The sequence below is a fragment of the Methylomonas sp. HW2-6 genome, assembly GCF_052474525.1.
Genome location: NZ_CP184124.1, coordinates 872,747 through 898,910 on the forward strand (window position 1 = coordinate 872,747; position 26,164 = coordinate 898,910).

Here is a 26,164-nt window from a genome sequence, read left to right on the forward strand (position 1 = left end):
TGGGTCGGGAGCAGGCGATGGCATTGGCATTTAGTAGGGCGGATGCGAACGACGCCGAGGCCTTGGCGGAGTTGATCAACTCCGCCTATCGCGGCGAAACCAGTCGCCTGGGTTGGACCACCGAGGCCGATTTGTTGGAAGGCCGCCGCATCGACGCCGCCGGCATCGTCAAGTTACTGGCTGCCGCCGACTCGTTGATTCTGGTCTGCAGGCAACACGGCCAATTGCTGGGTTCGGTGCATTTGCAATATGGCGCCGGCCAGGTGCAGATCGGCATGCTTGCGGTCAGTCCTTGCCACCAGGGCCAGGGCATCGGCAAACAGCTATTGCGTCAAGCCGAACAGTGGGCGGAGCAGGTCTGGCCGGTGCAGCGCTTTTCGATGGCCGTGATTCCGTTGCGCCAGGAGCTGATCGAGTTTTACCAACGCCGCGGCTACCGCCGCACCGGCCAAATCCAACCGTTTCCGCTCAACCCGGCGTTATGGACGCCTAAAGTCGGCGATTTATGCCTGGAGCGGCTGGAAAAACCGGCCCGGTTCAGCACAGAGTCGCCGCCGCCAAGCCGGGTTGCCGATACCGATGCTGCCGACGGCTAAGGGCTTGCGGTTTGCGCGATCAGCTTGCCGCTCAAGGTCGCCCCGGCGCTAGGCTCGGTAATCCGCCCGGCGTAACTCAAAATCGGCAGGCTGGCGAATAATTTGTCGCCGTCCTGGCGCATCGCGGCTTTGGCGGCTTCGTAGTCCTGTTGCCAGCGCGGGGCGAATTCGTTGGCGTCCTGGTTGGCACCGGCGCCGCCGGCCAGGAATAATTCGCGGGTAGCGGCGCCGGGATTGACGAAGGCGATCAACTGCGCGTCCTGCAACCGCGTTTTTTCGGCGCCGCGCTGCCAGTCCAGCGGGCTTAGCGACTGTTTGTTGCAGGCGTCTTTCATCCGCGTCAACAAGTTCGGCGAGCTGGCGGCCAGAAACAGGCTGCCGCCGCCGCATTCGGCGCCAAGGTCGGGATTTTTCAGATACTGGGCATAAGCGGCGCTGGCCTGCGGTTGGCTGGGGTTGGCGACGACGACGCCGACCGCACCGCTCGGGTCGTCCGGGCTGAAGTCCCATACCAGGCCGATGCCAGCCGCTTCCGGGCCGGGCGGATTGGCCGACGGGCCGGCAGCGGCCAGTTTGCGCCAATCCTCCGCAGTCAGGTCCGGCGGCAGCGCCAAGCTGGCGGCGAAGCCGGCGAAGGCGTCGTGCGGAATGCTGGCAACCACCCCTTCGAACAGCCGGCTGTGCAATTGACTCTGCCAAGTCGCGGCCGGCAAGTGCAACGCGCCCGGTGCGCCGGCAGCGAGCGCAAAATCCCAGCGCAACGGATAGGTTTCCGCCCCGGCGAACACCGGCAACAGATTGGCGACGAAGGCCTCGCTGCGCACGGTCAGGCTCAGCGGCGCATCACTGTCGGCCGGTTCCGGCACGGTGCTGTCCAACACATTCAGTAACGCTTCCAGGCTTTGCGCCAGATAAATCCGGCCGCGAAATTCGGTAAAGAACAGTTTTTGCAGGCCGATGCGGGCTTCCAGAATCGGTTCCGGCAACTTGGCGACCCGGTAGCCGCTGCTGGCCAGGACGCCGGCCAGCGCCGGCCGGGCTTGGTCGGCCAAGCCGCTGGCGCTGCGCCGATAACTGATGACCCAGCCCTGGCTGCCGTGAGCCATGTCGTAATGCAATTCGGCGTTGGCATTGACCGCGTCCCGCAGCACTTGCAGCAAGAAGTCGCCTTGCATGCCTTGTAAGTTGAGTTGTTCGGCTTTGACGTGCAGGCTTTGCAGCAGGCCGAAGAATAGGCCTTTGACGAAACGGTTTTCCACCATCTGCCGCACTTCGGGCTGATTGTCCCACCAGTTCAGAAACGCATCGCCGCGGTTGAAATAGAGCGTAAACGCCACCGGATGTTTGCGCACGTACCAGGCGGCGCGCTTGGGGCAATCAGCCGGGCGCTTGATCGACACGTCCACTGCGGTGGCGGAACCGATGTCGCCGCCGGTCAGCGCCGGGCAACGTTCGTCGCCGGCCGGCACCTCGTCATTGCTGCCGACTAGCGAAGCATTGGCGTCCAGATCATTCCGCGCTGCATCGCGCAATTTCACGGTCAAGTCCAACAACGGCAGGTCGGCGCGAACCAACTTGGCCAGAGGTTGCTTGGTCAAGTGCTGGTACAGCGCAACGCTCGCGCCGGCGGCCAATACAATACCGGCGGCGATGGCGGTCAGGCGCTTTGCGGGGGTAAGCGGTTCCATTCGTACACTCCTAGGAAATAGGGATTTTCCGGGCGGGGAATCCAGATCGGGTCCGGTGATTGCAGCAATTCGGCGACGCGCACCACCCGTACCTGGCCTTCGCTGCCTTGGGCGCCGTTATGGTAGACGGTCAGATTCTCGGCGCGGCCGGCGGCGAACAGCATCAGGTGGTAGGGTTCGTCGTTGATCAAGGGCTTTTGGTAGACCAGCAAATCGCCGCTTTGCGCTGCCGCCAGATCGCGCGATTTCAGCCGGAAGTTATAGCCGATCAGGGTTTCGGCGTCGGCGAAATGGCCGTAACGCGCGGCGCCGTTATTCAAACCGGTCTGCCAGATTTGCGGATAGCCGGGCAGGAGTTTGCGGGCCTGTTCGGAGACGGCCGGCAGTTTCAATTTGTTGGGGATGCCGAGTTTGGCGCTGCGGGCCGCATCGCGCGGCTCCAGAGCGGTACGGTAGGCGAAGCGGACCAGGCCGGCGCAGTCGCGTTGTTTGGGTTCCCATAGCGGGCTGAGCTTGCGGGCCTGTAGCAGGGCGACGTTGGTGACGCTCTCGCGCAAGGCCTCGGTGTCTTGTGGGGGCAGATAGCCCAGTTCTTCGGCGCTGTCCTCGGCTTCGCCTTCGCGCTTCGGTTCGTGTTTAATGTATTCGCGCACCTCGGCCGGCATGTCGCGCTCGGCGTCCTGGCCCGGCACGTAAATTTTCGCCGGCAGGCGGTTGCCTTGGATCGAGACGTAAGCCAGGGTTTGGGTTTCGCCGGGCCGGGCCAGCGGTTTTTGCACCCGGCGCCGGCTCTCGGTGGGCAGGCCTTCGTCGAGAATGATGTCCAGGTTCGCCAGCGTGTGTTGGACCGCGCCGCCCGGCCAATAATTGGTATCGATGCGGAAGACGCCGACCGGCGGCGCCGGATGCACGTATAGATACGGGCCGTAGCCGGCCTGGTCGAAGTTGTCGCCGTTGGAGTTCAAGAAGAAAATGCCGCCGCTGTTGGAGTTGGTATCGGCCCAATAGACGTGGCTTTTATCCGGTTCGTAGATATGCAGGTCGGTATAGACGCCGTCGCTGTCGCTGGTCAGGATCACTTTCAATGCGATCGGCGAAATCACCGCGTCTATCGTGGTCGAGGCCTTGGCGACGCCGGCGGCATTGGCGCATTCGGCGATGACGCTGTTTTTACCTTTCGCGGCCGGGAAGGCCCGGCTGAAACTGCCGTTGAGGTTGCGCACGTAGTAACGCACACCGTTGATGTTGACGACGATGGGGTCCGCGTTGGGGTCGGAGCAGGTACCGGCCACGGTAATCTGCAAGCCGCTGGTCCAGCCCCCGGCCGGTTTGCTCAGCGTAATGGCTGGCGCTTCGGTTTGGCCCGCGGCAAGCGGCCGTTGCTGGCCGCGGCGGGTCAGGATATCGGGGTCGTCGCTGGGAGCGGCCAGGCATTGCAGCGCGAAAGCCAAACCGGCCAGCATCAAGCCGGGTAGCCGGCATCGGTTGAACAAGGTAAATCTCCGCATCCAGGCCTCCACCGGCTATCGGACTCCAATTCGGTGCTGGAACTGTAGCAACCAAATCCGCTAACGGCAAATCTGGGTCTGGTTCGCCGATGTTGGCGGGGGCTTGCGGGGAAGCTGGCGTCCGGCCTAACCGGTCTCGGTTTCCTTGTCGTCGTCGGACGTCATTTCGGAAATTTCTTTCAGCCGGGCGACGGCTTTGAAGTTGACGCTGCCTTCCGGGTACTGGCCTTCGGCGTTCATCGCGCCGGCTTCCTGCCCGGTTAGCAGGCTCAAGGCTTCGTCGACGCTGGAAATGGCGTAAATCGCGAACAAGCCTTGTTCCACCGCGTCGATCACTTCCCGTTTCAGCATCAGATTGCGTTTGTTCGAGGCCGGAATGATCACTGCTTGCCGGCCGGTCAGGCCGCGCGCGGCGCAGAGTTCGAAGAAGCCTTCGATTTTTTCGTTGACGCCGCCGATGGCCTGCACTTCGCCGTATTGGTTGATCGAGCCGGTCATCGCAAAACCTTGCTTGATCGGGGTGCGGGTCAATGCCGAGATCAGACAGCACAATTCGGCCAACGAGGCGCTGTCGCCGTCGATGTGGCCGTAGGATTGCTCCATGGCGATGCTGGCCGAGATCGCCAGCGGAAATTGCTGGGCGTAGCAGTGGCCGAGGTAGCCGGTCAGAATCATCACGCCCTTGGAATGGATCGGCTGACCGAGTTCGACTTCGCGTTCGATGTCGACGATGCCGCGCGAGCCGGGATGCACCGTGGCGGTGATCCGCGCCGGCGCGCCGAAGCTGCTGCCGCCGATGTCCATCACGGTCAGGCCGTTGACCTTGCCGATGGCTTCGCCGTCGGTATCGATCAAAATCGTGCCGTCCAGCATTTCTTCCAGAATGGCTTCGGCGATGCGGCCGTTGCGTTGTTCGCGGGCGGCCATCGCCAGTTCGATTTCGGCCTTACCGATCTGCGCGGCGCCGGATTGGCTGCCCAGCAGGTTGGCTTCGGCGATGATTTCCAGACAGTTGTTGACGTGCGCCGACAGCCGTTGCTGGTTTTCGGCCAACCGGCAACTGTGTTCGATCAGTCTTACCAGGGCGCCGTCGGTCAGCGGTTTGGCGCCGGCATCGCGCGCCTGTTGTTTCATGACCCGCACGAATTGGCCGATGCTGTCCGGCGTGCGTTTGATGTAGTCGTCGAAGTCGGCCAAGACGCGGAACATCTCGTTGAATTCGCTATCCAGCTCTTCCAGCAGATAGTAAATGTCGCGGGTGCCGACCAGGATCACTTTGACGTTGAGCGGGATTACTTCCGGCTTCAAGGTGATGGTGTTGATGCCCAATTCCGAATACGGCGATTCGATCTCGATCTTGCCGGCTTTCAGTGCCCGTTTCAGGCCTTCCCAGACGAAGGGATAGGTCAGTATTTTTTCGGCGTCGAGGATCAGGTAACCGCCGTTGGCCCGGTGCAGCGAGCCGGGGCAAATGCGCCGGTAGTTGGTGATCAGCGTGCCTTGGTCGCTGATATATTCGATGCGGCCGAACAGGTTTTGGTAAATCGGGTGCGGTTCGTAGATGACCGGCGCGCCGGCGGCGTCGTGTTTGCAATCCACCAGGATGTTGGGCAGATATTGCTCGATCAACATCTGGCGCTTGGCGATGATTTCCCGGTTTTCCGGATTGCGAGTCGGCATCAGGAAATCGCTGATGGTGTTGCTCAGATTTTTCTCGACTTCCGCCAGATAGGTGATGACGTCGTCGACGTTCTGGTACTTGTCGGTCAGTTCGGCCAGTAGCGGTTCCAAGGCCAGTTTGATCGTGTCACTATCCAGTTGGCGGATTTCTTCGGCCAGCGTGCGCCGCCACTGCGGTAGTTCCAGCAGCACGTCGCCCAGATATTCTTCGAGTTCTTCGGTGTGTTGGTGGAAGGCGTCGCGTTCGGCTTCCGGCAGCAGCGTGAATTGCTCCTCGTCCAGTGCCTTGTTGTTACGGATCGGCAGGAAGGTGATCGAGTCGTTGTCGCGGTACAAGGCCACGCCCATCGCTCTGGCCTTGTTGTCGACCAAATCGATCGCCGCGTTGTAGCGCTGGTTGAAACGGCGCTCGATCGCGGTTTTCTTTTGCTGGTAACTGGGGCTTTCGAATGCGGCCGGAAAGGTGGCCAAGACGTTGTCGATCAGCTTTTCGATGTCTTTTGCAAAACTATGGCCTTCGCCGGACGGTAGTTCGACGGCGACCGGTTCCCGCGGGTTTTCGAAGTTCTCGACATAGGCGTAGGACAGCGGCGATTCTTGCTGTTCGGCATAACCATTCAGATAATGGCTGACCATCGACAACCGGCCGGTACCCGGATCGCCCATCACGAAGATGTTGTAACCCGGCGCCTTCATCGCGATGCCGAATGCCAGCGCCGACTGAGCGCGGTTTTGGCCGAGAATGCCGCTATACGGGCCGGCGGCGTCGGCCGGCAGGTCGATCGTCAGCTTCAGCGCTGCGGCCGGCAGTTTCAAGTGATCTAACATGTTGTTCAGGAACGGTCGGGTACCGACAACATGTGGCGCATGCGTTCGGCCTTGGTTTTCAGATAGTCGAGGTTGTCGCGGTGGATGCGGGTTTCGATGGCAATCCGGTTATTCACTTGCACGCCGAGTTTGGTCAGCTCGTCGATTTTTTGCGGATTATTGGTGATCAACTCGATCGAATGTACCTTCAGGTTGTCCAGGATCAGCGCGGCGATGTCGTATTGGCGCTCGTCGGCCAGATGGCCGAGTTTGATGTTGGCGTCGACGGTATCCAGACCTTGGTCTTGCAGGTTGTAGGCTTGCAGTTTTTTCAACAGGCCGATGCCTCGGCCTTCCTGGCGCAGGTAGATCAACACACCGTAGCCGGCCGTGTCGATCATGTCCAGTGCCATGTCCAACTGCTCGCCGCAGTCGCAACGGCGGGAGCCAAGCACGTCGCCGGTAAAGCATTCGGAATGGATGCGTACCGGCACGTCGTCCTTGCCGGCCACGTCGCCTTTAACGAAGGCCACGTGTTCTTTGTCGTCCAGGCTGTTGCTGTAGTAATGCAGGATGAATTCGCCGTGTTCGGTCGGAATCCGGGTTTGAACTTTGTCTTCTACGGTTGCTTTCACTGAGCTGGAAATCCTTGAAATGCGCGGGTTACGCGGCTAAGCCTTTTGCGATCGCCTCACGGGAAACGATGGCAAAAGGCTCCAGCCCGCGATGTTTGGCTTTGCGGCGGTATTGGGTTTTGTCGGCGTAGGTTTGCGCCTTGTTGAATTGGCGGGCGAATTTGGCGACCGGGTTATGCTTGGGTTTGGCCGGTAAACCCTGGCCGGGGTTTTGTTTTCTCATGCTTTTTTCTCGCTAAGCTATTAAAATAACGTTTTATTTGAACATAGATTGCCTGTGAAATTCCAGAAAGACTTTGACGTGATCGTGGTCGGCGGCGGCCATGCCGGCACCGAGGCGGCGCTGGCGGCGGCGCGTACCGGTGCACAAACGCTGTTGCTGACCCAAAACATCGAAACGTTGGGGCAGATGAGTTGCAACCCGGCGATCGGCGGCATCGGCAAGGGCCACTTGGTCAAGGAAGTCGATGCGTTGGGCGGCATCATGGCCAAGGCCATCGATTTGGGCGGTATCCAGTTCCGGATTTTGAACGCCAGTAAAGGCCCGGCGGTGCGGGCAACTCGGGCCCAGGCCGACCGTATGCTTTACAAACAAGCGGTGCGCAGCGCGTTGGAAAATCAGCCCAATCTGGCGCTGTTTCAACAAACCGTATCCGATTTGATCGTGCAAGGCGACCGCGTTACCGGCGTCAAAACCCAGATGGGTTTGGAATTTAACGCCAAGGCCGTGGTGTTGACCGCCGGCACCTTCTTGGCCGGCCGTATCCATATCGGCCTGGAAAATTACAGCGGCGGTCGCGCCGGCGATGCGGCTTCGATTGCATTGGCGGAGCGCCTGCGCGAATTGCCGTTCCGGATCGGCCGTTTGAAAACCGGTACCCCGGCCCGCATTGACGGCCGCACCATCGATTACAGTAAATTGCAGGAACAGCATGGCGACACGCCAGTGCCGGTATTTTCGTTCATGGGCAATCGCCAGCAGCATCCACGTCAGGTTTGTTGCCATATCACGCGGACCAATCAGGAAACCCACGACATCATTCGCTCCGGCTTGGATCGCTCGCCGATGTATTCCGGCATCATCGAAGGCGTCGGTCCGCGTTACTGCCCGTCGATCGAAGACAAAGTAGTGCGGTTTGCCGACCGCGATTCGCACCAGATTTTCGTCGAACCGGAAGGCTTGAATACCAACGAAGTCTATCCGAACGGCATTTCGACCAGCTTGCCGTTCGATATCCAGTATCGTTTCATTCGTACCATGCTCGGTTTCGAAAATGCCGAAATCGTCCGTCCCGGTTATGCCATCGAATACGACTTTTTCGATCCGCGCGATCTGAAGACGTCTCTGGAAACCAAGCACATGAATGCACTGTTCTTCGCCGGCCAGATCAACGGCACCACCGGCTATGAAGAAGCGGCGGCGCAAGGCTTGATCGCCGGTTTGAACGCCGCGCGGCTGGCAAAAGGCCTGGAAAGCTGGTGCCCCGGCCGCGAGGAAGCTTATATCGGCGTGATGATCGACGACTTGATTACCCGTGGCACCTCCGAGCCTTACCGAATGTTTACCAGCCGGGCCGAATACCGCTTGCAGTTGCGCGAAGATAACGCCGATCTGCGTCTGACCGAACAAGGCCGCGAATTGGGTTTGGTCGACGACGAACGCTGGCACCGGTTCGAGGAAAAGCGCGAAGCGATTGCCAATCTGCAAGGCAGGCTGGCGAAAAAGTGGATCAGAGCCGAATCCGACGAAGCGGCGTTGGCCGAGCAGTATTGGGGCAAAAAGCTGCTCAAGGAAGCCAGCTTGATGGATATGCTGCGCCGGCCGGAAGTCGATATCGAAAACCTGCTAACCTTCAGCGACGAAACCGAAGTCGACGAGCAAGTTGCCGAGCAGGTGGCGATTCAGGCCAAATATGCCGGTTACATCGACCGTCAACAAACCGAAATCAGCCGTACCCAGCGTTATGAGCATTTGAAATTGCCGGAAAACGTCGATTACAGTCTAGTGTCAGGTCTGTCCAATGAAGTCAGCGAAAAACTGAAAAAACAGCGCCCGGAAACCCTGGGTCAGGCGTCGCGGATACCCGGCATCACGCCGGCGGCGATTTCGCTGTTGTTGGTGCATCTGAAAAAGAAAAGCGCCTGATGCAAGCCTCTCGGGAAAAATTGCAGCAGGGCCTTGCGGCCTTGGCGTTGAATTTGTCTGCCGAGCAAATCGAATCGTTGCTCAAGTTCGTACAGCTGATTGCAAAATGGAACAAAGCCTATAACCTGACCGCCGTGCGCGAACCGCTGGAAATGGTCGGTTTGCATATTCTGGATAGTCTGGCCGTATTGCCGCATATCAAACCGTCCCGCATTGCCGACATCGGTACCGGTGCCGGTTTGCCCGGCATACCATTGGCGATTTGCCGCCCCGAATGCAAGTTCGTGCTGGTCGATTCCAATTCCAAGAAAACCCGTTTCGTACAGCAGGCTGTGCTGGAATTGAAGCTGAGCAATGTCGAAGTGGTGCATAGCCGGGTCGAGCAGTTCCAACCTGCCGAATTGTTTGACATGGTGTTGATGCGGGCTTTCGCCTCAATGCCGGACATCGTTAAAATGACCGGTCATTTATTGGCCGACGACGGCGTGCTATTGGCGATGAAAGGCCAGCAGCCTGTCGAAGAGTTAGCCGGAATAGACGCCGAATATCAAGTGATCCCGTTGGCGGTGCCTGGCATAGATGCCGAGCGTTGTCTGATTCGCATAGAGAGACTCAAGCATGGCTAAGATAATCGCGATCACCAACCAAAAAGGCGGTGTCGGCAAGACTACCACCAGCGTCAATCTGGCGGCGGCGTTGGCGGCGACCAAGCGCAAAATTCTGTTGATCGATCTCGATCCGCAGGGCAATGCCGCGATGGGCTGCGGCGTTAACAAGGACGAGCTGGAATATTCCAGTTGCGAGTTGTTGCTGGAAGAGGTGCCGGTCTCGGGTATCGTCGTCAAGAACAAGGATTTGGGGTTCGATTTGATTCCGGGTAATGCCGATCTGACTGCCGCCGAAGTGCAATTGATGACGGCCCAGCATCGGGAGCGGCGTCTGGCCGATGCGTTATTGCCGGTCAAAGACCAGTACGATTACATTTTGATCGACTGTCCGCCGTCGTTGAACATGCTGACGCTGAACGCCATGGTCGCCGCCCACAGCGTTTTGATTCCGATGCAATGCGAGTATTACTCTTTGGAAGGCTTGTCGTCGTTGATGTCGACCTTGCGCAATATTCGCGATACCGTGAATCCGGGTTTGCATTTGGAAGGCATACTCAGAACTATGGTCGATAGCCGGAGCCGGTTGGGCAAGGACGTGTCTGACCAATTGATCGAATATTTCGGCGACAAAGTGTTCCGGACCACGATTCCCCGGAATATCCGCCTGGCCGAGGCACCCAGCCACGGTGTGCCGGTCTTGGCTTACGATAAAGCGTCGCGCGGTGCGGTCGCCTATATCGCGCTGGCCGGCGAATTGATCCGCAAACACAAAGCAGCCAAATGATGAATCCGAAAAAACGCGGTTTGGGCCGAGGTTTGAGCGAGTTGCTCGGCGATGTTTCGGCGCCGGCTCCGGAAAAAACCCACGACACCCAAAAGTTGCCGATCGAATTTCTGCAACGCGGCAAGTACCAGCCGCGTAAGGATATGGATCCCGAAAAGCTGAAAGAGCTGTCCGATTCGATTGCTGCGCAAGGCATCATTCAACCGATTGTCGTGCGCAAAATCGCCGGCGAGAAATACGAAATCATCGCCGGGGAGCGGCGTTGGCGCGCCGCGCAGTTGGCCGAGTTGGCCGAAGTGCCGGTGTTGGTGAAAGACATCGACGACCGTTCGGTAATGGCGATTGCTTTGATCGAAAACATCCAACGCGAGGATTTGAATGCGCTGGAAGAGGCCGAAGCCTTGCATCGCTTGCAGGACGAGTTCGAGCTGACGCATCAACAGATCGCCGAAGCGGTCGGCAAGTCGCGCACCACGGTAACCAATTTACTGCGCTTGTTGGAATTGGCCGGCGAAGTCAAAACCATGCTGGGTAAAGGCTTGCTGGAAATGGGTCATGCTCGCGCCTTGCTGGGTTTGGACGAATCGAAACAGGTCGAGATTGCTCATAAAGCGGTCAAGCAAAGCTTGAGCGTGCGGGCGGTGGAAAAGCTGGTGCGTGAGATGCACGACGAAAAGCCGGTGGCTCAGGTGAAAAGAATCGACCCCGATACCTTGCGTTTGCAGCGCGAGCTGTCGGAACGCACCGGCGCCAAGGTCGAGATCAATCATCAGGCCGGCGGCAAGGGCAAGTTGATCATCAATTACACCAGCTTGGAAGAGTTGGAAGGGATTATCGGTAAAATCCATTGATGCGGTCGATTGTTGCAAGCCATTGTCGGTTTGTCGCATCTCCGACACGGTTTTTTCAACAAACCTTAGAAATGCTATTGATTTTGCCGCTGGCACGGCTATTGCTTTTGTTGTCGGGGCGTTAAACCAATTGCCGCTGTGGTTTCAATTTCTTGATTGTGGTTCAAAGCCTTAGCTCGGATGAGGCTTGAGTCGTGTAGCGGCCTTACCTTGCGTAAACCGCGATGGCTGGATATAATCGGCGCGCTTAACGGTCGAGGAGAGTTTTATGACAGTGGAAAATTCGTTTTCAACTGTCAGACGGGTGTTGTATGCGCAGGTCCTGATGGCTACGGTAGTGGCGTCGGGATTTTTATTGATAGGCGGCTGGAAATCCGCGATATCGCCACTGCTAGGTGGTGGTGTGGCCTTGATTCCCAATCTTTACTTTGCATACAAAGTTTATCTTGCCAGATATCAGGAAGCACCCGGCATCTTAAAGGCTTTTTATACCGGCGAAACGGTCAAGTTATTGCTCACGGCAGCATTGTTCGCGATGGTATTGCAGATCCCTTGGGTTAATTTTTTAACACTGCTGGTTGGCTATATCGCAGTGTTGTCGGTTTTTTGGTTCGCGCTTTTTTGTTGGCGCGGTTAGTTTTTATTTGAGAGGCAAAATGGCTAGTGAAGGCGGCGCAACCGGTTACATAGTCCACCACTTAACCCCGTTGTCGGTTGGTGAGGGATTTTGGAAATTGCATCTGGATACCTTGTTTTTTTCCGTGTTTTTGGGCGGATTGTTCATTTTGTTTTTTAAATCGGTTGCCGAACGGGCAACCTCCGGCGTTCCGGGGTTGGCGCAAAACATCGCCGAAATGCTGGTCGAATTTGTCGATACCCAGGTTAAAGACAGTTTTCACGGCCGTAGTGCGTTGATTGCACCGTTGGCACTGACCATCTTCTGCTGGGTATTCCTGTGGAATGCGATGGATATGCTGCCGGTGGATTTGCTGCCGATGATCGGTAGCCTGATGGGCATGGAATATATGCGGGTCGTGCCCAGCACCGATTTGAACGGCACCTTCGCCTTGTCTATCAGCGTATTTTTCCTGATTTTCTTTTACAGCATTAAAGTCAAGGGCTTGGCCGGTTTTGCCCGCGAAATGACTTGCACTCCGTTCGGTCCGAAAATGATGCCGTTCAATCTGCTGTTGAAAACCGTCGAAGAGCTGGCTAAACCGATCTCGCTGGGTTTGCGGCTATTCGGTAACCTGTATGCTGGCGAGTTGGTATTCATCCTGATCGCCTTGTTGCCCCCGATCGTGCAGCCTGTGTTGGGCTTCCCCTGGGCCGTATTCCACATTCTGGTGATCACTTTGCAGGCTTTTATATTCATGGTTTTGACCATCGTTTACCTGAGTCTGGCCTGCGAAGACCACTAACCGCTTTATTTTTTACATTCATATCAATCTTTAGGAGACATTATGGAACTCGCATCATTAATCGCCAACGTTCAAGGCTTCACCGTTATTGCCGTCGGTATCATTCTGGGTTTGGGCGCGATCGGTACTGCTATCGGTTTTGGCCTGTTGGGCGGTAAATTCCTGGAAGGTGCAGCCCGCCAACCTGAACTGGTGCCAATGCTGCAAGTGAAAATGTTCATCATCGCCGGTTTGCTTGACGCGGTAACCATGATCGGTGTGGGTTTGGCTCTGATGCTGACTTTCGCAAACCCGTTCCTTTCTGCCGTTCAATCCGTTGCAGGTTAATTAACCCAACCATCTGTAACCTAAGGCGTGAGCCTTTTGCGTGTCGTTTATGTACGACTGCGGACAGATAGACTAACAACGGCATTACGAGGAAAGCATCAATGAGTATCAATGCTACTCTGATCGGGCAGATGATCACTTTCACCCTTCTGGTGTGGTTCACCATGAAGTATGTCTGGCCGCCGATCATTGCTGCTCTGGAAGAGCGCAAAACCAAAATTGCGGAAGGTTTGGCTGCGGCTGAGAAGGGTCAGGAAGAAATTAAACTGGCTGAAAAGAAAGCTAAAAGCGTTTTGAAGGAAGCCAAGGAGCAGTCGGCCGAGATCGTCAGCGCCGCGCAAAAGCGCGCCAACCAATTAGTTGAAGAAGCCAAGGAACAAGCCAAGAAAGAAGGCGAGCGCCTGTTGGAAGCCGCGAAAGCTCAAATCGAACAGGAAATGTTGCACGCCAAGGAAAGTTTGCGTAAAGAAGTTTCCTCTTTGGCTTTGCGTGCCGCCGAGCAGATTTTGAAAGAAGAAATCGACAAGGCCAAGCACCAAGACATTATCAGTAAAGCGGCGGAACAATTGGGTTAAGCGATGGCTGAAATATCGACATTAGCAAGACCTTATGCTCAGGCCGCTTTCAAGCGGGCCAAAGAAGCCAATGCTGCCCAAAACTGGTCCGATTCTTTGACGTTTTTGGCTTTGCTGGTTCAGGACGAAGCTTTGGCTGGAATCGTCGCTAACCCCAGAGTCAACAAACAGAATACAGCACAGTTGGTCCTGGATATTTGCCAGGATCAAATTCACGATGAAGCCAAGAATCTTCTCAAGGTGTTGATCGAGAACGACAAATTGCCTTTGTTGCCTCAGATTTCGGTAATGTTCGAACAGTATAGGGCCGACGACGAAGGTTATGTCAATGTCGAGCTGCAAAGCGCATACCCGTTGACAAAAACCGAGCAAGGCAAGTACGTCGCCATGCTCGAGAAGTTTTTGCATAAAAAAGTCAACGCGTCAGTGTCTGTCGACAAATCGTTAATTGGGGGCATTCTCGCCAAAGCCGGCGACAAAGTCATCGACGGTTCCGTCAGAGGTCAGCTTCATCAATTAGCTAAAAGACTTTAAGAGTTAGAGCGGGAAAATAACATGCAATTAAATCCATCAGAAATAAGTGATCTGATCAAGAAGAAGATCGAGAACTTCGACGCCCACCTCGAAGCCCACACCGAGGGCACAGTGGTCAGCGTTACCGACGGTATCGTTCGGGTTCACGGTTTGTCTGAAGCAATGCAAGGTGAAATGCTGGAATTTCCTGGCGGCTCTTACGGCATGGCTTTAAACCTGGAAAGAGATTCTGTCGGCGTGGTGATGTTGGGTGCTTACCAGCACATCACTGAGGGCGACACCGTTAAATGCACCGGCCGGATTTTGGAAGTACCAGTCGGCGAAGCGCTGTTGGGCCGCGTGGTCGATGCGCTGGGCAACCCGATCGACGGCAAAGGCGCGATCGAGACCAATCTGACCTCCCCAATCGAAAAAATCGCACCGGGTGTTATCGCTCGCCAATCGGTCGACCAACCGGTGCAAATCGGTTTGAAATCCATCGATTCGATGATTCCGGTTGGCCGCGGCCAGCGGGAGTTGATCATCGGCGACCGTCAAACAGGTAAAACCGCGATTGCTGTCGATGCCATCATCAATCAAAAAGGCACCGGCATTAAATGTATTTATGTCGCGATCGGTCAAAAACGTTCGTCGATTGCCAACGTGGTGCGTAAATTGGAAGAACACGGCGCGATGGAGCACACCATCATCGTCGTCGCGTCGGCGTCCGAATCCGCTGCGTTGCAATTTATCGCACCGTACACCGGTTGTTCGATGGGCGAATACTTCCGCGACAATGGCCAAGACGCACTGATTATTTATGACGATTTGACCAAGCAAGCTTGGGCCTACCGCCAAATTTCTTTGTTGCTGCGCCGTCCGCCGGGACGTGAAGCTTATCCAGGTGACGTGTTCTACATCCACTCCCGTTTGCTGGAACGTGCTGCCCGTATCAATGCCGACGAAGTCGAGAAACTGACCGGCGGAAAAGTTAAGGGCAAAACCGGTTCGCTGACCGCACTGCCGATTATCGAAACCCAAGGCGGCGACGTTTCGGCCTTCGTTCCGACCAACGTGATTTCGATCACCGACGGCCAGATCTTTTTGGAGACCGGTCTGTTTAACTCCGGTATCCGTCCAGCGGTTAACGCGGGTCTGTCGGTCTCTCGGGTCGGTGGCGCGGCGCAAACCAAGATCATCAAAAAGTTGGGCGGCGGTATTCGTCTGGACTTGGCGCAGTTCCGCGAGTTGGCGGCATTCGCTCAGTTCGCTTCCGACTTGGACGAAAGCACCCGCAAACAGATCGAGCGCGGCCAACGCGTTACCGAATTGATGAAGCAGAACCAATATGCGCCGATGTCGGTCGCAGAGATGGGTGTTTCGCTGTATGCGGCCAATAATGGATTCCTGGATAGCCTGGAAGTCAAGCAAGTACGCGTATTCGAAGCGGCGCTGCTGGATTTCATGCGAAACGAAGAAGCCGAGTTGATGGCCAAAATCAACGAGAAAGGCGACTACAACGACGAAATCCAAAAAGGCATTCACGCGGCGATCGAGCGTTTCGTCAAGACTGCTAGCTGGTAAGGGACTCGCACATGGCTGTTGGTAAAGAGATACGATCAAAAATCGCGAGTATCAAGAATACTCAGAAGATTACTCGCGCCATGGAAATGGTGGCCGCGAGTAAGATGCGTAAAACCAAAGACCGTATGCAGGCTACCCGGCCTTACTCGAAAAAAATTGGCCAGATCATTCGGCATCTGGCCAAAGCCAATCCGGAGTACAAACATCCGTTCATGATCGAACGGGAAGTAAAACGGGTGGGCATTATCGTGGTGAGTTCCGACCGTGGTTTATGCGGTGGTTTGAACGCCAACCTGTTCCGAAAAGTGCTGGGCGAAATGCAGCGGTGGCAAAGCAAAGATATTGCCGTCGATGTCTGTGCGATTGGTGGTAAGGGTGCTGCGTTTTTCAGCATGATCAACGCCAATTTGGTTGGCCAAGTCTCGAAATTGGGCGACACGCCGCACCAGAGCGACATTATCGGCCCGATCAAAATCATGTTGGACGCGTTCACTAATGGCGATATCGACGAGCTATTTCTGCTCAGCAACGACTTTGTCAACACCATGACCCAAAAGCCGGTGATGCAGAAATTGTTGCCGGTATCGGTCGGCGAGCTGGGCGAAGAGAGCAAGGGCCGGTGGGATTACCTGTACGAACCCAACGCCAAAGACGTATTGGACAGCTTATTGATTCGCTACGTCGAGTCCGCGGTATTCCAGGGCTTGGTGGAAAACAACGCCTGCGAACAGGCTGCACGGATGGTGGCGATGAAAAGCGCCTCCGACAACGCCGGCAATATCATTAAAGAATTGCAACTGGTCTACAACAAAGCCAGACAGGCCGCGATCACGCAGGAAATTTCCGAAATCGTCGCCGGCGCCGCCGCGGTGTAACGCATTCAAGACAAGTTTAGATAGATTTTTATAGAGGACGACATAATGAGTTTGGGTAAAATCGTTCAAATCATCGGTGCGGTCGTCGACGTGGAATTTCCACGCGACAACTTGCCGAAAGTATATGACGCGTTGAATGTCGAGGGCGGTCTGGTTCTGGAAGTTCAACAACAACTGGGCGACGGCGTGGTACGGACCATTGCGATGGGTTCCACCGATGGTCTGAGCCGCGGCGTCAATGTCACCAACACCGGCGAGGCGATTAAAGTACCGGTAGGCCAAGCCACGCTGGGCCGCATCATGAACGTTCTCGGTGAAGCGATCGACGAAAAAGGCCCGATCGGCGAGAAAGAAAAGTGGACCATCCACCGCGATGCGCCATCCTATGACGAACAAGCCCCAGCCAACGAATTGTTGGAAACCGGTATCAAAGTTATCGATTTGGTTTGCCCGTTCGCGAAAGGCGGTAAAGTCGGCCTGTTCGGTGGCGCCGGCGTAGGCAAAACCGTCAACATGATGGAGTTGATTCGTAACATCGCGATTGAACACAGCGGTTATTCGGTATTTGCCGGCGTGGGCGAGCGGACTCGCGAAGGCAACGACTTCTACCACGAAATGACCGATTCCAACGTTATCGATAAAGTATCGTTGGTATACGGCCAGATGAACGAGCCACCGGGAAACCGTTTGCGGGTAGCGTTGACCGGTCTGACCATGGCCGAATTCTTCCGTGACGAAGGTCGCGACGTACTGTTCTTCGTCGATAACATCTACCGTTACACGCTGGCCGGTACCGAAGTTTCCGCGCTGTTGGGCCGGATGCCGTCTGCGGTAGGTTACCAGCCTACGCTGGCTGAAGAGATGGGTGTATTGCAAGAGCGGATTACTTCCACCAAGACCGGTTCTATCACCTCGATCCAAGCGGTATACGTACCTGCGGACGACTTGACCGACCCGTCGCCAGCTACCACCTTTGCCCACTTGGACGCGACCGTGGTATTGTCCCGTCAAATCGCCGAGCTGGGTATTTACCCTGCCATTGATCCGCTGGATTCCACCAGCCGTCAGCTGGATCCGTTGGTGATTGGTCAGGAACACTACGAAACTGCCCGGACCGTGCAAGGTATCCTGCAACGCTATAAAGAGCTGCGTGACATCATCGCGATCTTGGGTATGGACGAATTGTCGGAAGAAGACAAATTGACCGTGGCTCGGGCGCGTAAAATCCAGCGCTTCCTGTCGCAGCCGTTCTTCGTGGCCGAGGTCTTCACCGGTTCACCGGGCAAATACGTTTCGCTGAAAGATACCATTGCCGGCTTCAAAGGCATCATCAGTGGCGAATACGACAGCCTGCCGGAACAAGCTTTCTATATGGTCGGCACGATTGACGAAGCCGTCGAAAAAGCCAAAGGCATGTAATCCGGCTCATAGGAGAGTTTTAACATGGCAATGACAATACATGTGGACATCGTCAGCGCCGAGGCGGAAATCTTTTCCGGCTTGGCGGAGATGGTGTTCGCTCCTGCCGAGTTGGGTGAAGTCGGTATCGCGCCGCGCCATGCGCCGTTGATTACCAAACTGAAGCCCGGCGAAGTCAGGGTCAAAATCAGCGACAAAGAATCGCAGGCGTTTTTCGTGTCCGGCGGATTCTTGGAGGTCCAGCCGCATTTGGTGACTGTGCTGGCTGAAACCGCGATTAGAGCCCACGACATTGACGAAGCGGCGGCATTGCAAGCCAAAGCCAGAGCGGAAGAAATGTTGCAAGACAAGTCCGGCAAATACGACTACGCAATTGCCCAAGCCGAGTTGGCCCAAGCTGTTAACCAATTGAAAACTCTGGACAGACTCAGAAAGCGTGGCGCATAAAACACGAATTGCGTGAAAATTTAAGCCCGATAGCGTAACGTTATCGGGCTTTTTTTGTTTAAGGAATAGCGATGTCGATAAAAACCATTATTCTCGCCGCCGGCCAGGGTACGCGGATGCGCTCGTCCCGGCCGAAAGTACTGCACGAAATTGCAGACAAAGCGCTATTGCAACACGTCTACGAGACTGCGCGATCTCTGGAAAACAACCAAATCTACATCATCTACGGCCACGGTGGCGAGACGGTCAAGCAAACTCTGGCCGTGCTGGATGCCACCTGGATCGAACAAAAGCAGCAATTGGGTACCGGACACGCAGTGCAACAGGCCATCCACCATGTCGAAGATCCGGATACGGTGTTGATTTTGTACGGCGACGTGCCGTTACTGAAAGCGAAAACCCTAAACGCGCTGTTGCATAAAGTCAGCCTGACCTCTTTGGCCTTGTTGACGGTCAATCTGGACGACCCAACCGGCTACGGCCGCATCGTCCGCGACAAAGACCATGCGGTGGTGAAAATCGTCGAACAAAAAGACGCCAACGAAGCCGAATTGCAAATCACGGAAGGGAATACCGGCATTCTGGCTTGCAAAGGTAGTCAACTTAAACAATGGCTGGCCAGACTTGGCAATAACAATGCTCAAAACGAATATTATTTGACCGACATCATCGAAATGGCGGTGGAAGACGGTTTGACCGTCGAGACCAGTCAGGCCGGCAGTGCCGAGGAGGTGTTGGGCGTCAATAACCGGGTCCAACTCGCTCATCTGGAACGGGTCTATCAAGCCGAACAAGCGCAAGTGCTGATGGAAAAAGGTGTCACTCTCAGGGACCCGGCTCGTATCGACATCCGTGGTGAGTTTGCCGAATTGGGCCAGGACATCGATATTGACGTCAATGTGATTTTCGAAGGCACGAATCGGATCGGTTCCAATGTCAAAATCGGGCCGAACTGCTTGCTCAAAAATGCGACGATTGCCGACGGCGTAGAAATATTGGCGAACAGCGTACTTGAGGACGCCAGCGTTGGCAGTGGCAGCCGAATTGGTCCTTTTGCCCGGCTACGGCCGCAAACCGAATTGGCCGACCACGTTCATATCGGCAATTTCGTCGAGATTAAAAAATCCACGGTTGCCAGCGGTAGCAAAATCAACCACTTGAGCTATATTGGTGATAGCGAAGTCGGCAGCAAAGTCAATATCGGGGCCGGGACCATCACCTGCAATTACGATGGCGTCAATAAATTCAAAACCGTGATCGGCGACGGCGCGTTTATCGGCTCAGATACTCAATTGATAGCGCCGGTGACAGTGGGCAAAAATGCCACGATAGGTGCGGGTTCCACCATCACCAAGGATACGCCCGACGACCAATTGACGTTGAGCCGCACCAAGCAGCTTAGCGTACCGACTTGGCAGAGACCGGTAAAACTGGCGGAGATTGTTCCCGACAATGCTTCGCACTCCTCACATCCCTGTAAGTCGGCAGAGATTGTTCCGGACAATCTTCTGCACTCCCAACATCCCTGTCGGTCGGAGAAAGAATAATGTGTGGCATAGTCGCAGGTGTTGCTCAACGAAACGTGGTCCCGATTTTAATTGAAGGCTTAAAGCGCCTTGAGTATCGCGGGTACGACTCGGCCGGACTGGCTGTAATCCACAGCGGCGAAATATTCCGGAAGCGCGAATTGGGCAAGGTTAAAGGATTGGAAGAATTGATCGCGGCCGATCCGATCGAAGGCCGCATCGGCATCGCCCATACCCGTTGGGCAACCCACGGTAAGCCCAGCACCCGCAACGCCCACCCGCACATTAGCAAGGACCGGGTCGGAGTCGTGCATAACGGCATCATCGAAAACCACGATAACCTTCGGACCTCGCTGCAGGAAAACGGTTACGTTTTCACGTCCGAAACCGATACCGAAGTCATTGTCCACAAGGTTGCCGAAGAGCTAAAAGAGGCTGCTAGCCTGCTCGACGCGGTCGGCAAAACCATCAAAAGCTTGCGCGGTGCCTACGCTCTGGGAGTGATCGACAGCGAACAACCGGATGTGTTGGTCGCCTGCCGCAAGGGTAGTCCATTGGTAATCGGCATCGGCATCGGCGAATACTTCATCGCCTCCGATATCGCCGCGCTGTTGCCAGTGACGCAACGCTTCATCTTCCTGGAAGACGGCGATATCGCCGAATTGACCATCAACGGCGTGACGATATTCGACGAAGCCGGCCGTCGCGTGGTCCGCCCGGTCATCGAAAGCCAGCTCAAGGCCGACGCGGTCGACAAAGGCAAATATCGCCACTACATGCTCAAGGAAATCTATGAGCAAGCCTGGGCGGTATCGGAAACGTTGGAAGGCCGCTTCATCGACAACCGCTTGCAGGATAACGCCTTCGGCCATAACGCCGGCGAAGTGTTCGACCAGATCAAGTCGGTTCTGATTTTAGCCTGCGGTACCAGCTACCATGCCGGTTTGGTCGCCCGCTACTGGTTCGAAAAATACGCCAGGGTTCCCTGTGCAATCGAAATTGCCAGCGAATTCCGCTACCGCAACCCGGTCGTCGCCCCGGATACCCTGGTCGTCACCATTTCCCAGTCCGGCGAAACCGCCGATACTCTCGCCGCATTGCAGGAAGCCAAAAAGCTGGGTGTTAAACATTCCTTGGTGATCTGCAACGCGCCGGAAAGCTCGTTAGTGCGCGAATCGGACTTGGTGTTGATGACCCGCGCCGGCCCGGAAATCGGCGTCGCCTCCACCAAGGCCTTCACTACCCAGTTGGTGGCCTTATTGATGCTGATCATCGCCATCGGCCGTCGCTTCGAACTCAGCGCCGATAAAGAAGAGCACATCGTTTCGCAATTGTTCGCCTTGCCCGGCAACATCGAAAAAGTGCTAAAGCTCGACAATACCATCGAACTGCTGTCGCAGCGGTTCGCCGACAAGCACAACGCGCTGTTCCTCGGCCGCGGTACGCATTACCCAATCGCGATGGAAGGCGCCTTGAAGCTGAAGGAGATTTCCTATATCCACGCCGAAGCCTATCCGGCCGGGGAATTGAAGCACGGCCCGCTGGCCTTGATCGATGCCGAAATGCCGGTCGTCACGGTCGCACCCAACAATAACCTGCTGGAAAAGCTCAAATCCAACATCCAGGAAGTCAGCGCCCGCGGCGGTCAGTTGATTGTATTCATGGACGAAGACTTGGCCGAAAGCGACGCCGCCGACGAGAACGTGCAAATCGTCAAAATGCCCAGCGTCGCCAATGCCATCTCACCGATTATCTATACGATACCGCTACAACTGCTTTCGTATCACGTCGCCGTGCTAAAAGGCACCGACGTCGATCAGCCGAGGAACCTCGCAAAATCGGTCACGGTGGAATAGCGGAAGCGTCGACGGAATGGATTTGTTTTGTGAGATTAAAGTCGTAAAACGTTTAATAAAGTCATAAAAATTGTTTACACCAGTAGTCGTTTTTAAAGGGTTACTACTGGTGTAACCTCGCACTATACAGGCTGTTAATTATATTTAACCCTTGTAATCGGCAAGGCGGAGTATAGTATTTCCGCTTGTTCACGATCCGTAAGCTGATTGGCGAAGTAAGCGGCTACGCTGGACCTTGGGTACCCTGGGGCAAACGAAATTCCGTGGTTTGAATAATATTGGCCGCTAAAACCGTATTTACCTTCGCGATCTATCACCTGACACGCATGCGCATGATTTTCGAGTATATTCGATTTATCAATTGCAAACAGTACCAATCTTGACGAAGCCGAGGATTGCCGAAAACTTGAGTTTCGTTACTTGAACCGTCGATCAAAACTCGCTTGGCGCATGGCAATTACGTGGAACCATCGCCTAACAAAAGCGGCAGCAAGCAGAAAATGCCTGCCAGGAAATTTGGCCTGACGACGGTGCTGCGGACGGCAAAACATAGCGAAATCCGCCCGGATTAATAAAATTGAATGTTAAGTAGTTTTAATCTTGCCTGGTTTTTACGGAATGATTTCGGCGGGATTCAAGGATTGTTTGCGAATTTGTTGATTTGAATTGAGCTGTCCGCATGCGGCTAATACATCATCGCCTTTGGTGCCTCTAATTAAAGTCGGAATTTTGTAAGTATCTAAAACCGCTTTGAAATTTTCAATTGCCGCAGCATCAGGGCAAGTGTAACGCGATCCCGGAAATTCATTAAAAGGGATCAGGTTTATATATGCACTTTTACCGGCAAGCATCTTGCCGAGTTTATTCGCATCATCGGCGGTATCGTTGAAGCCTTTTATCAGAATATATTCATAGGTAATAAACTGCTTCTTTTGCAGCGGTATCTGGTCAATATATGATACTACTTCGGCTAGCGGGTACTTTTTGTTGAGTGGAATCAATTCATTTCGCTTTTCGGGAAAAGGCGAATGCAGTGATAGAGCCAGATTCACGCCAGGTATTTCCTGGCTCCATCTTTTAAGCCCAGGAATATACCCGGCCGTTGAGATCGTAATCTTTTGAGTGCCGATTGAGGTGCCGTATTGCGATAAAAAAATTTCGCAGGCTTTTTTGACGGCATCAAAGTTATGTAAAGGCTCGCCTTGCCCCATAAATACAATATTTAAAATCCGCTCTTCGCCGGGTCTGTTGGTTGCCAACCAGCGCCAAGCCTGAAGAAATTGGCCGATAATTTCGTTGGTCGCCAAATTTCTTTTAAGCCCTTGCTCTCCTGTAAAACAAAAGGAGCAATTCATGGCGCAACCGACCTGCGACGACAGGCAAATAGAATATTTGTTATTGAACGGAATGAGGACTGTTTCGACTTTGTGCTGATCTTTGAGTTTGAACAGAAATTTTACTGTTCGATCTTTGTTCGATTCATAGACCGTATCGATTTCCGGCAGCGAAAAATCGAAATGGGCATCGAAGAAAGCAGAAGATGATTTGGAAATTTTATTGCGGCAGCGATCAATTTCTTTTTTCTTGTAGTGCCAATTAAACAGGACTGCCGGCACTGAAGGGCTTAAATCATTTTCACTGGCAACGGCCTCTAAATCCGAATAACTCAGATCATAAAAGGATTGTTTCAAAAGGGGCTCTCCTGATGAGGATAATTGAGGATTTCAATTTGTTGCTAAAGGCGCTGTTCGTTACTCGGCCAATAACACCTCAATGGCGGCTTTGGCATTGCACTGGCTAATCGCTTCGGCCAGTTGGTCGGCCGTCAGTTTGTGGCGGAGGGCTTGAGTGCCTTGCCATTCGAATGCTTGGTATTCTTTCTGAGCGAAAGTGGCGATTTGGCATTTTTTGAACGGAGAATTTTCAAACGGCATGTTGGCATCCGCTGCTAAGGCTGCCATTGCTTCGGAACTAGGCGCGTAGATCAAGAAGTCTCCCTTCATCGCCAACACCGCACGGTATTGCCCGGCGGTCGTCAGGTACAAGCAACAGACTTCGATATCCGTTTGATTCAACCAGAGGTCTTTGTTTTTCTTCTGCTTTTTCATGCGTGATTCGGATAAGTTTTGAGCGGACTCAGGGTTTGCCATTCACCCGAAGTTTGGTCATTATAAAATCGGTATGAGAGACACCCAAAAGATCTGCAATTTTCCGCACCAGATATTCTTCTTGTGGGTCAAGTTGGCCGTCGGCATAGGCAATTTGCCAGAGCGATTGTATCAACCCGACCTTTTCGCCGGGACTGAAGCGTTTGTTGATCAGCGAGGTAAATTCGTAATAGTCGACCGCGTGTTGACGTTTTTGTTCTGCATTTGCCATCAAATGCTCGGCCTGTTCGGTCGATAACGAAAAACATTTTTTGGTGAGCGATAAAATCGCCGTCCGCTCGGTTTCCTGGCAAACATCGTCCATCGTCATCATTTCCATGAACAATGCAACCAAGGCCTGTTGAAGTTGGGCTTCTGCGGCAGCCGCCGGCAATGGCAAGGCGAGGTGTTTCTCAAAAAATAGTTTAATTTGGTCTAGCATCGGTCATAGTGAAAATGGGGTTGAAAAGTGTGTATAGGTTACCGGGCTAAAGGCCGATCGGGAATGGGGAATGCGACGAGGCGGCGGGTTGGGTCTACCGGCACCGGCGTTAGACAGGAGAAGCCCCCTGTTGCTTGAATTGTGGCTGTCGGCCGGCGCCGTTGGATGTTGAACGCCAAGATCAATGATTTTAGAACGGCTTCACCAGTCGCTGAGGCGGCGGCTAAGGCTTGAGGGCAGTATCAGCCGGCCTAATCCGAGTAGCGGCTGCTGCGCCGAAACCACACCGGGATCAGACTGGCGCTTGCCATTAGCGCCAGCGAACCGGCAGTATGCCATTCGAACAAGTCGGCCGCGGAGCGGATCTGTTCCAACCGTTCGCCGCCGTTCGCATAAATCAACGACGCTGGCACCACGCCAAGCAAGGTGCTGAGCAGATAATCCTTGACCGATAGTCTGGATAACCCGGCGACGAAGTTGATCAGGAAATAGGGCACTACCATAGCGACGCGCAGGCTAAGGAAATAGTAAAAGCCGTTGCGTTCGATTTCGTGTTCGATGGCTTCCAGGCGGCTGTAAAACAAGCGCTCGAATCGGCTTCTGAGGGCGTAACGGCTCAGCCAAAATCCCATTAAACATGCCAATAGCGTTGCGCCGACGTTGTAAACCGCGCCCAGGTAAAATCCGAAGAAATAGCCGGACAGGATTTTCATGGCCGCGGCCAAAGGTAGCGGTGAGTTGATGAAAATCGTGCACAACAAAAAGAATAAAACGACCGCCGCCCCGTAATGGCTGTCGATGAAAAGGCCGATGGCCTGTTTGTGGAGTTCGATATCGTGCAATCCGGGCGTACCGTGTCGAAATGCGACGATGCCCAGCAAGGTTACCAACAAAATGGCGAGAATTGTCGACTGGGTGCGCATGCTTTTGGATCGGGTTCCGGTTGAGGGGACGGCTGAGCCAATATCGGCCGGGGAATACCTGCCGCAGGAATTGGCCTGCTATCCAAACATAGCGATATGACCGGGGTATGACAATCGGCCGGGTTTCGCCTTACTGCGGTTGATTGTAGCGTCGGCTATCGGTTTTATAATCGGCACTCGGCCTAACAGGTTGGTGAAAAACTCATTTTTGACCCTGACTCAGTCTGTATTTAGTTGAAGTATGATGCTGCAGACACTATATATTGATTAAGCTGACCAAAATTAGCGTCTGAAATATGGTTTTTCACCAACCTGTTAAATACATAAGCGGTCCCAATCTAACGTGGGCCGGTAATAATATTATTTTGATACTCCATGGATTGGGTTAAATTGTAGCCGTTATCGCTATATAGGTCGCCGGTAAAATACAAGTGTAAATCTATAATCCAGGCGATTCTTTTTTGCTTATTATTTTCGATAATGATTGTCGACAGTTTCGGGTTATTGTCGGTGACCTGGACTACCACGGTTTTCGGGTTATTGGGGTCTTCCTTCAATGCGCCGGTGACAATGCGCTGTGCAGTCTCCGGTGTCAGAAGCTGCCGTGCCACCTGATTCGACGCATTTTTTTCGTCGATCAGCGACTGGGCTTTGAAATAGCCGATATCGTAGGATATTTTGGAAATCAAACTTAAAACGATGGCTGCCGCCCAAAGCGACAACCCGATTTTCAGTCGCCTTCTAACTTGCGGATGCGAGAATCTTTTTAGAATAACGCGAAGTTTCATTATTAGTTTAGTTTCAAG

Annotated in this window: 26 protein-coding genes; 16 read left to right on the plus strand and 10 right to left on the minus strand. The window is 54.5% G+C overall.

What is annotated here, in order from left to right; translation table 11 throughout:
- The first annotated feature begins 17 nt into the window (after positions 1–17).
- Entirely contained in the window at positions 18–596 is a 579-nt protein-coding gene (locus tag ACH518_RS05070; RefSeq protein ID WP_445372109.1) for a GNAT family N-acetyltransferase, read from the plus strand.
- On the opposite strand, the gene ACH518_RS05075 is transcribed toward ACH518_RS05070, so the two are convergent.
- The 5 genes from ACH518_RS05075 to ACH518_RS05095 all read right to left on the minus strand — a co-directional run bounded on the left by ACH518_RS05075 (position 593) and on the right by ACH518_RS05095 (position 7,137).
- Entirely contained in the window at positions 593–2,284 is a 1,692-nt protein-coding gene (locus tag ACH518_RS05075; protein WP_445372110.1) for a hypothetical protein, read from the minus strand. The genes ACH518_RS05070 and ACH518_RS05075 overlap by 4 nt on opposite strands.
- Complete coding sequence (locus tag ACH518_RS05080) at positions 2,254–3,792, minus strand: DUF1175 family protein (RefSeq protein WP_445372111.1); 1,539 nt, start codon at positions 3,790–3,792, stop codon at positions 2,254–2,256. The genes ACH518_RS05075 and ACH518_RS05080 overlap by 31 nt, the downstream gene beginning before the upstream one ends.
- A gap of 126 nt (positions 3,793–3,918) precedes the next feature.
- Positions 3,919–6,300, minus strand: a complete 2,382-nt coding sequence (locus ACH518_RS05085; protein ID WP_445372112.1) for an AAA family ATPase — start codon at positions 6,298–6,300, stop codon at positions 3,919–3,921.
- Positions 6,301–6,305: 5 nt separating this feature from the next.
- The gene (ribA, locus tag ACH518_RS05090; RefSeq protein ID WP_140913192.1) at positions 6,306–6,914 is read right to left on the minus strand and encodes a GTP cyclohydrolase II; all 609 of its coding nucleotides are present in this window, start codon (positions 6,912–6,914) and stop codon (positions 6,306–6,308) included.
- Positions 6,915–6,942: 28 nt separating this feature from the next.
- Positions 6,943–7,137 (minus strand): DUF7230 family protein, encoded by a 195-nt coding sequence (locus ACH518_RS05095; RefSeq protein ID WP_140913191.1) that lies wholly within the window; start codon positions 7,135–7,137, stop codon positions 6,943–6,945.
- Positions 7,138–7,191: 54 nt separating this feature from the next.
- Between ACH518_RS05095 and mnmG the strand changes: the two genes are divergently transcribed.
- The 15 genes from mnmG (at position 7,192) to glmS (ending at position 21,846) form a co-directional block, all read left to right on the plus strand.
- Positions 7,192–9,060 carry a tRNA uridine-5-carboxymethylaminomethyl(34) synthesis enzyme MnmG gene (mnmG, locus tag ACH518_RS05100; RefSeq protein ID WP_445372113.1) on the plus strand — a complete coding sequence of 623 codons (1,869 nt, stop codon included), beginning with the start codon at positions 7,192–7,194 and terminating at the stop codon, positions 9,058–9,060.
- Positions 9,060–9,686 carry a 16S rRNA (guanine(527)-N(7))-methyltransferase RsmG gene (gene rsmG / locus ACH518_RS05105; RefSeq protein WP_445372114.1) on the plus strand — a complete coding sequence of 209 codons (627 nt, stop codon included), beginning with the start codon at positions 9,060–9,062 and terminating at the stop codon, positions 9,684–9,686. The genes mnmG and rsmG overlap by 1 nt, the downstream gene beginning before the upstream one ends.
- Positions 9,679–10,452 (plus strand): ParA family protein, encoded by a 774-nt coding sequence (locus ACH518_RS05110; protein WP_445372115.1) that lies wholly within the window; start codon positions 9,679–9,681, stop codon positions 10,450–10,452. Before rsmG ends, ACH518_RS05110 begins: the two co-directional genes overlap by 8 nt.
- Entirely contained in the window at positions 10,452–11,303 is an 852-nt protein-coding gene (locus ACH518_RS05115; RefSeq protein WP_445372969.1) for a ParB/RepB/Spo0J family partition protein, read from the plus strand. Before ACH518_RS05110 ends, ACH518_RS05115 begins: the two co-directional genes overlap by 1 nt.
- Before the next feature lie 268 nt (positions 11,304–11,571).
- A complete protein-coding gene (locus tag ACH518_RS05120) occupies positions 11,572–11,940 on the plus strand; it encodes an ATP synthase subunit I (protein WP_445372116.1) in 369 nt (122 codons plus the stop codon).
- A 19-nt stretch (positions 11,941–11,959) separates the two neighbouring features.
- Positions 11,960–12,724 carry a F0F1 ATP synthase subunit A gene (gene atpB, locus ACH518_RS05125; RefSeq protein ID WP_445372117.1) on the plus strand — a complete coding sequence of 255 codons (765 nt, stop codon included), beginning with the start codon at positions 11,960–11,962 and terminating at the stop codon, positions 12,722–12,724.
- 42 nt (positions 12,725–12,766) lie between these two features.
- Positions 12,767–13,051 carry a F0F1 ATP synthase subunit C gene (gene atpE / locus ACH518_RS05130; RefSeq protein ID WP_020484117.1) on the plus strand — a complete coding sequence of 95 codons (285 nt, stop codon included), beginning with the start codon at positions 12,767–12,769 and terminating at the stop codon, positions 13,049–13,051.
- Between the two features lie 101 nt (positions 13,052–13,152).
- Positions 13,153–13,626 (plus strand): F0F1 ATP synthase subunit B, encoded by a 474-nt coding sequence (locus ACH518_RS05135; RefSeq protein ID WP_278209951.1) that lies wholly within the window; start codon positions 13,153–13,155, stop codon positions 13,624–13,626.
- A gap of 3 nt (positions 13,627–13,629) precedes the next feature.
- Positions 13,630–14,160: a F0F1 ATP synthase subunit delta gene (locus ACH518_RS05140; protein ID WP_140913183.1), complete on the plus strand. Its 531-nt coding sequence runs from the start codon at positions 13,630–13,632 to the stop codon at positions 14,158–14,160.
- Between the two features lie 21 nt (positions 14,161–14,181).
- Positions 14,182–15,723, plus strand: coding sequence for a F0F1 ATP synthase subunit alpha (atpA, locus tag ACH518_RS05145; protein ID WP_256609118.1), 1,542 nt, complete (start codon positions 14,182–14,184; stop codon positions 15,721–15,723).
- An 11-nt stretch (positions 15,724–15,734) separates the two neighbouring features.
- Positions 15,735–16,598, plus strand: coding sequence for a F0F1 ATP synthase subunit gamma (atpG, locus tag ACH518_RS05150; RefSeq protein ID WP_445372118.1), 864 nt, complete (start codon positions 15,735–15,737; stop codon positions 16,596–16,598).
- 45 nt (positions 16,599–16,643) lie between these two features.
- Entirely contained in the window at positions 16,644–18,017 is a 1,374-nt protein-coding gene (atpD, locus tag ACH518_RS05155) for a F0F1 ATP synthase subunit beta (protein ID WP_278209948.1), read from the plus strand.
- Positions 18,018–18,041: 24 nt separating this feature from the next.
- Positions 18,042–18,464: a F0F1 ATP synthase subunit epsilon gene (locus ACH518_RS05160; protein WP_140913179.1), complete on the plus strand. Its 423-nt coding sequence runs from the start codon at positions 18,042–18,044 to the stop codon at positions 18,462–18,464.
- A gap of 71 nt (positions 18,465–18,535) precedes the next feature.
- Positions 18,536–20,011, plus strand: coding sequence for a bifunctional UDP-N-acetylglucosamine diphosphorylase/glucosamine-1-phosphate N-acetyltransferase GlmU (gene glmU, locus ACH518_RS05165; RefSeq protein ID WP_445372119.1), 1,476 nt, complete (start codon positions 18,536–18,538; stop codon positions 20,009–20,011).
- Positions 20,011–21,846, plus strand: coding sequence for a glutamine--fructose-6-phosphate transaminase (isomerizing) (gene glmS / locus ACH518_RS05170; protein ID WP_445372120.1), 1,836 nt, complete (start codon positions 20,011–20,013; stop codon positions 21,844–21,846). Before glmU ends, glmS begins: the two co-directional genes overlap by 1 nt.
- A 611-nt stretch (positions 21,847–22,457) precedes the next feature.
- Here the strand turns inward: glmS and rlmN are convergent.
- From rlmN to ACH518_RS05195, 5 genes are all read right to left on the minus strand, one after another.
- A complete protein-coding gene (gene rlmN, locus ACH518_RS05175; RefSeq protein ID WP_445372121.1) occupies positions 22,458–23,537 on the minus strand; it encodes a 23S rRNA (adenine(2503)-C(2))-methyltransferase RlmN in 1,080 nt (359 codons plus the stop codon).
- A 60-nt stretch (positions 23,538–23,597) separates the two neighbouring features.
- Positions 23,598–23,954 carry a hypothetical protein gene (locus tag ACH518_RS05180; protein ID WP_445372122.1) on the minus strand — a complete coding sequence of 119 codons (357 nt, stop codon included), beginning with the start codon at positions 23,952–23,954 and terminating at the stop codon, positions 23,598–23,600.
- A 28-nt stretch (positions 23,955–23,982) separates the two neighbouring features.
- Positions 23,983–24,393 (minus strand): tellurite resistance TerB family protein, encoded by a 411-nt coding sequence (locus ACH518_RS05185; RefSeq protein WP_445372123.1) that lies wholly within the window; start codon positions 24,391–24,393, stop codon positions 23,983–23,985.
- Positions 24,394–24,686: 293 nt separating this feature from the next.
- Entirely contained in the window at positions 24,687–25,358 is a 672-nt protein-coding gene (locus tag ACH518_RS05190) for a TVP38/TMEM64 family protein (RefSeq protein WP_445372124.1), read from the minus strand.
- A 338-nt stretch (positions 25,359–25,696) separates the two neighbouring features.
- Positions 25,697–26,146, minus strand: a complete 450-nt coding sequence (locus ACH518_RS05195; RefSeq protein WP_140913564.1) for a hypothetical protein — start codon at positions 26,144–26,146, stop codon at positions 25,697–25,699.
- Positions 26,147–26,164: the final 18 nt, after the last annotated feature.

Coding starts and splice junctions, on each gene's coding strand:
- ACH518_RS05070 (WP_445372109.1), top strand. CDS start 18: ATGGCATTGGCATTTAGTAGGGCGGATGCGAACGACGCCGAGGCCTTG.
- ACH518_RS05075 (WP_445372110.1), bottom strand. CDS start 2,284: ATGGAACCGCTTACCCCCGCAAAGCGCCTGACCGCCATCGCCGCCGGT.
- ACH518_RS05080 (WP_445372111.1), bottom strand. CDS start 3,792: ATGCGGAGATTTACCTTGTTCAACCGATGCCGGCTACCCGGCTTGATG.
- ACH518_RS05085 (WP_445372112.1), bottom strand. CDS start 6,300: ATGTTAGATCACTTGAAACTGCCGGCCGCAGCGCTGAAGCTGACGATC.
- ACH518_RS05095 (WP_140913191.1), bottom strand. CDS start 7,137: ATGAGAAAACAAAACCCCGGCCAGGGTTTACCGGCCAAACCCAAGCAT.
- rsmG (WP_445372114.1), top strand. CDS start 9,060: ATGCAAGCCTCTCGGGAAAAATTGCAGCAGGGCCTTGCGGCCTTGGCG.
- ACH518_RS05110 (WP_445372115.1), top strand. CDS start 9,679: ATGGCTAAGATAATCGCGATCACCAACCAAAAAGGCGGTGTCGGCAAG.
- ACH518_RS05115 (WP_445372969.1), top strand. CDS start 10,452: ATGAATCCGAAAAAACGCGGTTTGGGCCGAGGTTTGAGCGAGTTGCTC.
- ACH518_RS05120 (WP_445372116.1), top strand. CDS start 11,572: ATGACAGTGGAAAATTCGTTTTCAACTGTCAGACGGGTGTTGTATGCG.
- atpB (WP_445372117.1), top strand. CDS start 11,960: ATGGCTAGTGAAGGCGGCGCAACCGGTTACATAGTCCACCACTTAACC.
- atpE (WP_020484117.1), top strand. CDS start 12,767: ATGGAACTCGCATCATTAATCGCCAACGTTCAAGGCTTCACCGTTATT.
- ACH518_RS05135 (WP_278209951.1), top strand. CDS start 13,153: ATGAGTATCAATGCTACTCTGATCGGGCAGATGATCACTTTCACCCTT.
- ACH518_RS05140 (WP_140913183.1), top strand. CDS start 13,630: ATGGCTGAAATATCGACATTAGCAAGACCTTATGCTCAGGCCGCTTTC.
- atpA (WP_256609118.1), top strand. CDS start 14,182: ATGCAATTAAATCCATCAGAAATAAGTGATCTGATCAAGAAGAAGATC.
- atpG (WP_445372118.1), top strand. CDS start 15,735: ATGGCTGTTGGTAAAGAGATACGATCAAAAATCGCGAGTATCAAGAAT.
- atpD (WP_278209948.1), top strand. CDS start 16,644: ATGAGTTTGGGTAAAATCGTTCAAATCATCGGTGCGGTCGTCGACGTG.
- ACH518_RS05160 (WP_140913179.1), top strand. CDS start 18,042: ATGGCAATGACAATACATGTGGACATCGTCAGCGCCGAGGCGGAAATC.
- glmU (WP_445372119.1), top strand. CDS start 18,536: ATGTCGATAAAAACCATTATTCTCGCCGCCGGCCAGGGTACGCGGATG.
- glmS (WP_445372120.1), top strand. CDS start 20,011: ATGTGTGGCATAGTCGCAGGTGTTGCTCAACGAAACGTGGTCCCGATT.
- ACH518_RS05180 (WP_445372122.1), bottom strand. CDS start 23,954: ATGAAAAAGCAGAAGAAAAACAAAGACCTCTGGTTGAATCAAACGGAT.
- ACH518_RS05190 (WP_445372124.1), bottom strand. CDS start 25,358: ATGCGCACCCAGTCGACAATTCTCGCCATTTTGTTGGTAACCTTGCTG.
- ACH518_RS05195 (WP_140913564.1), bottom strand. CDS start 26,146: ATGAAACTTCGCGTTATTCTAAAAAGATTCTCGCATCCGCAAGTTAGA.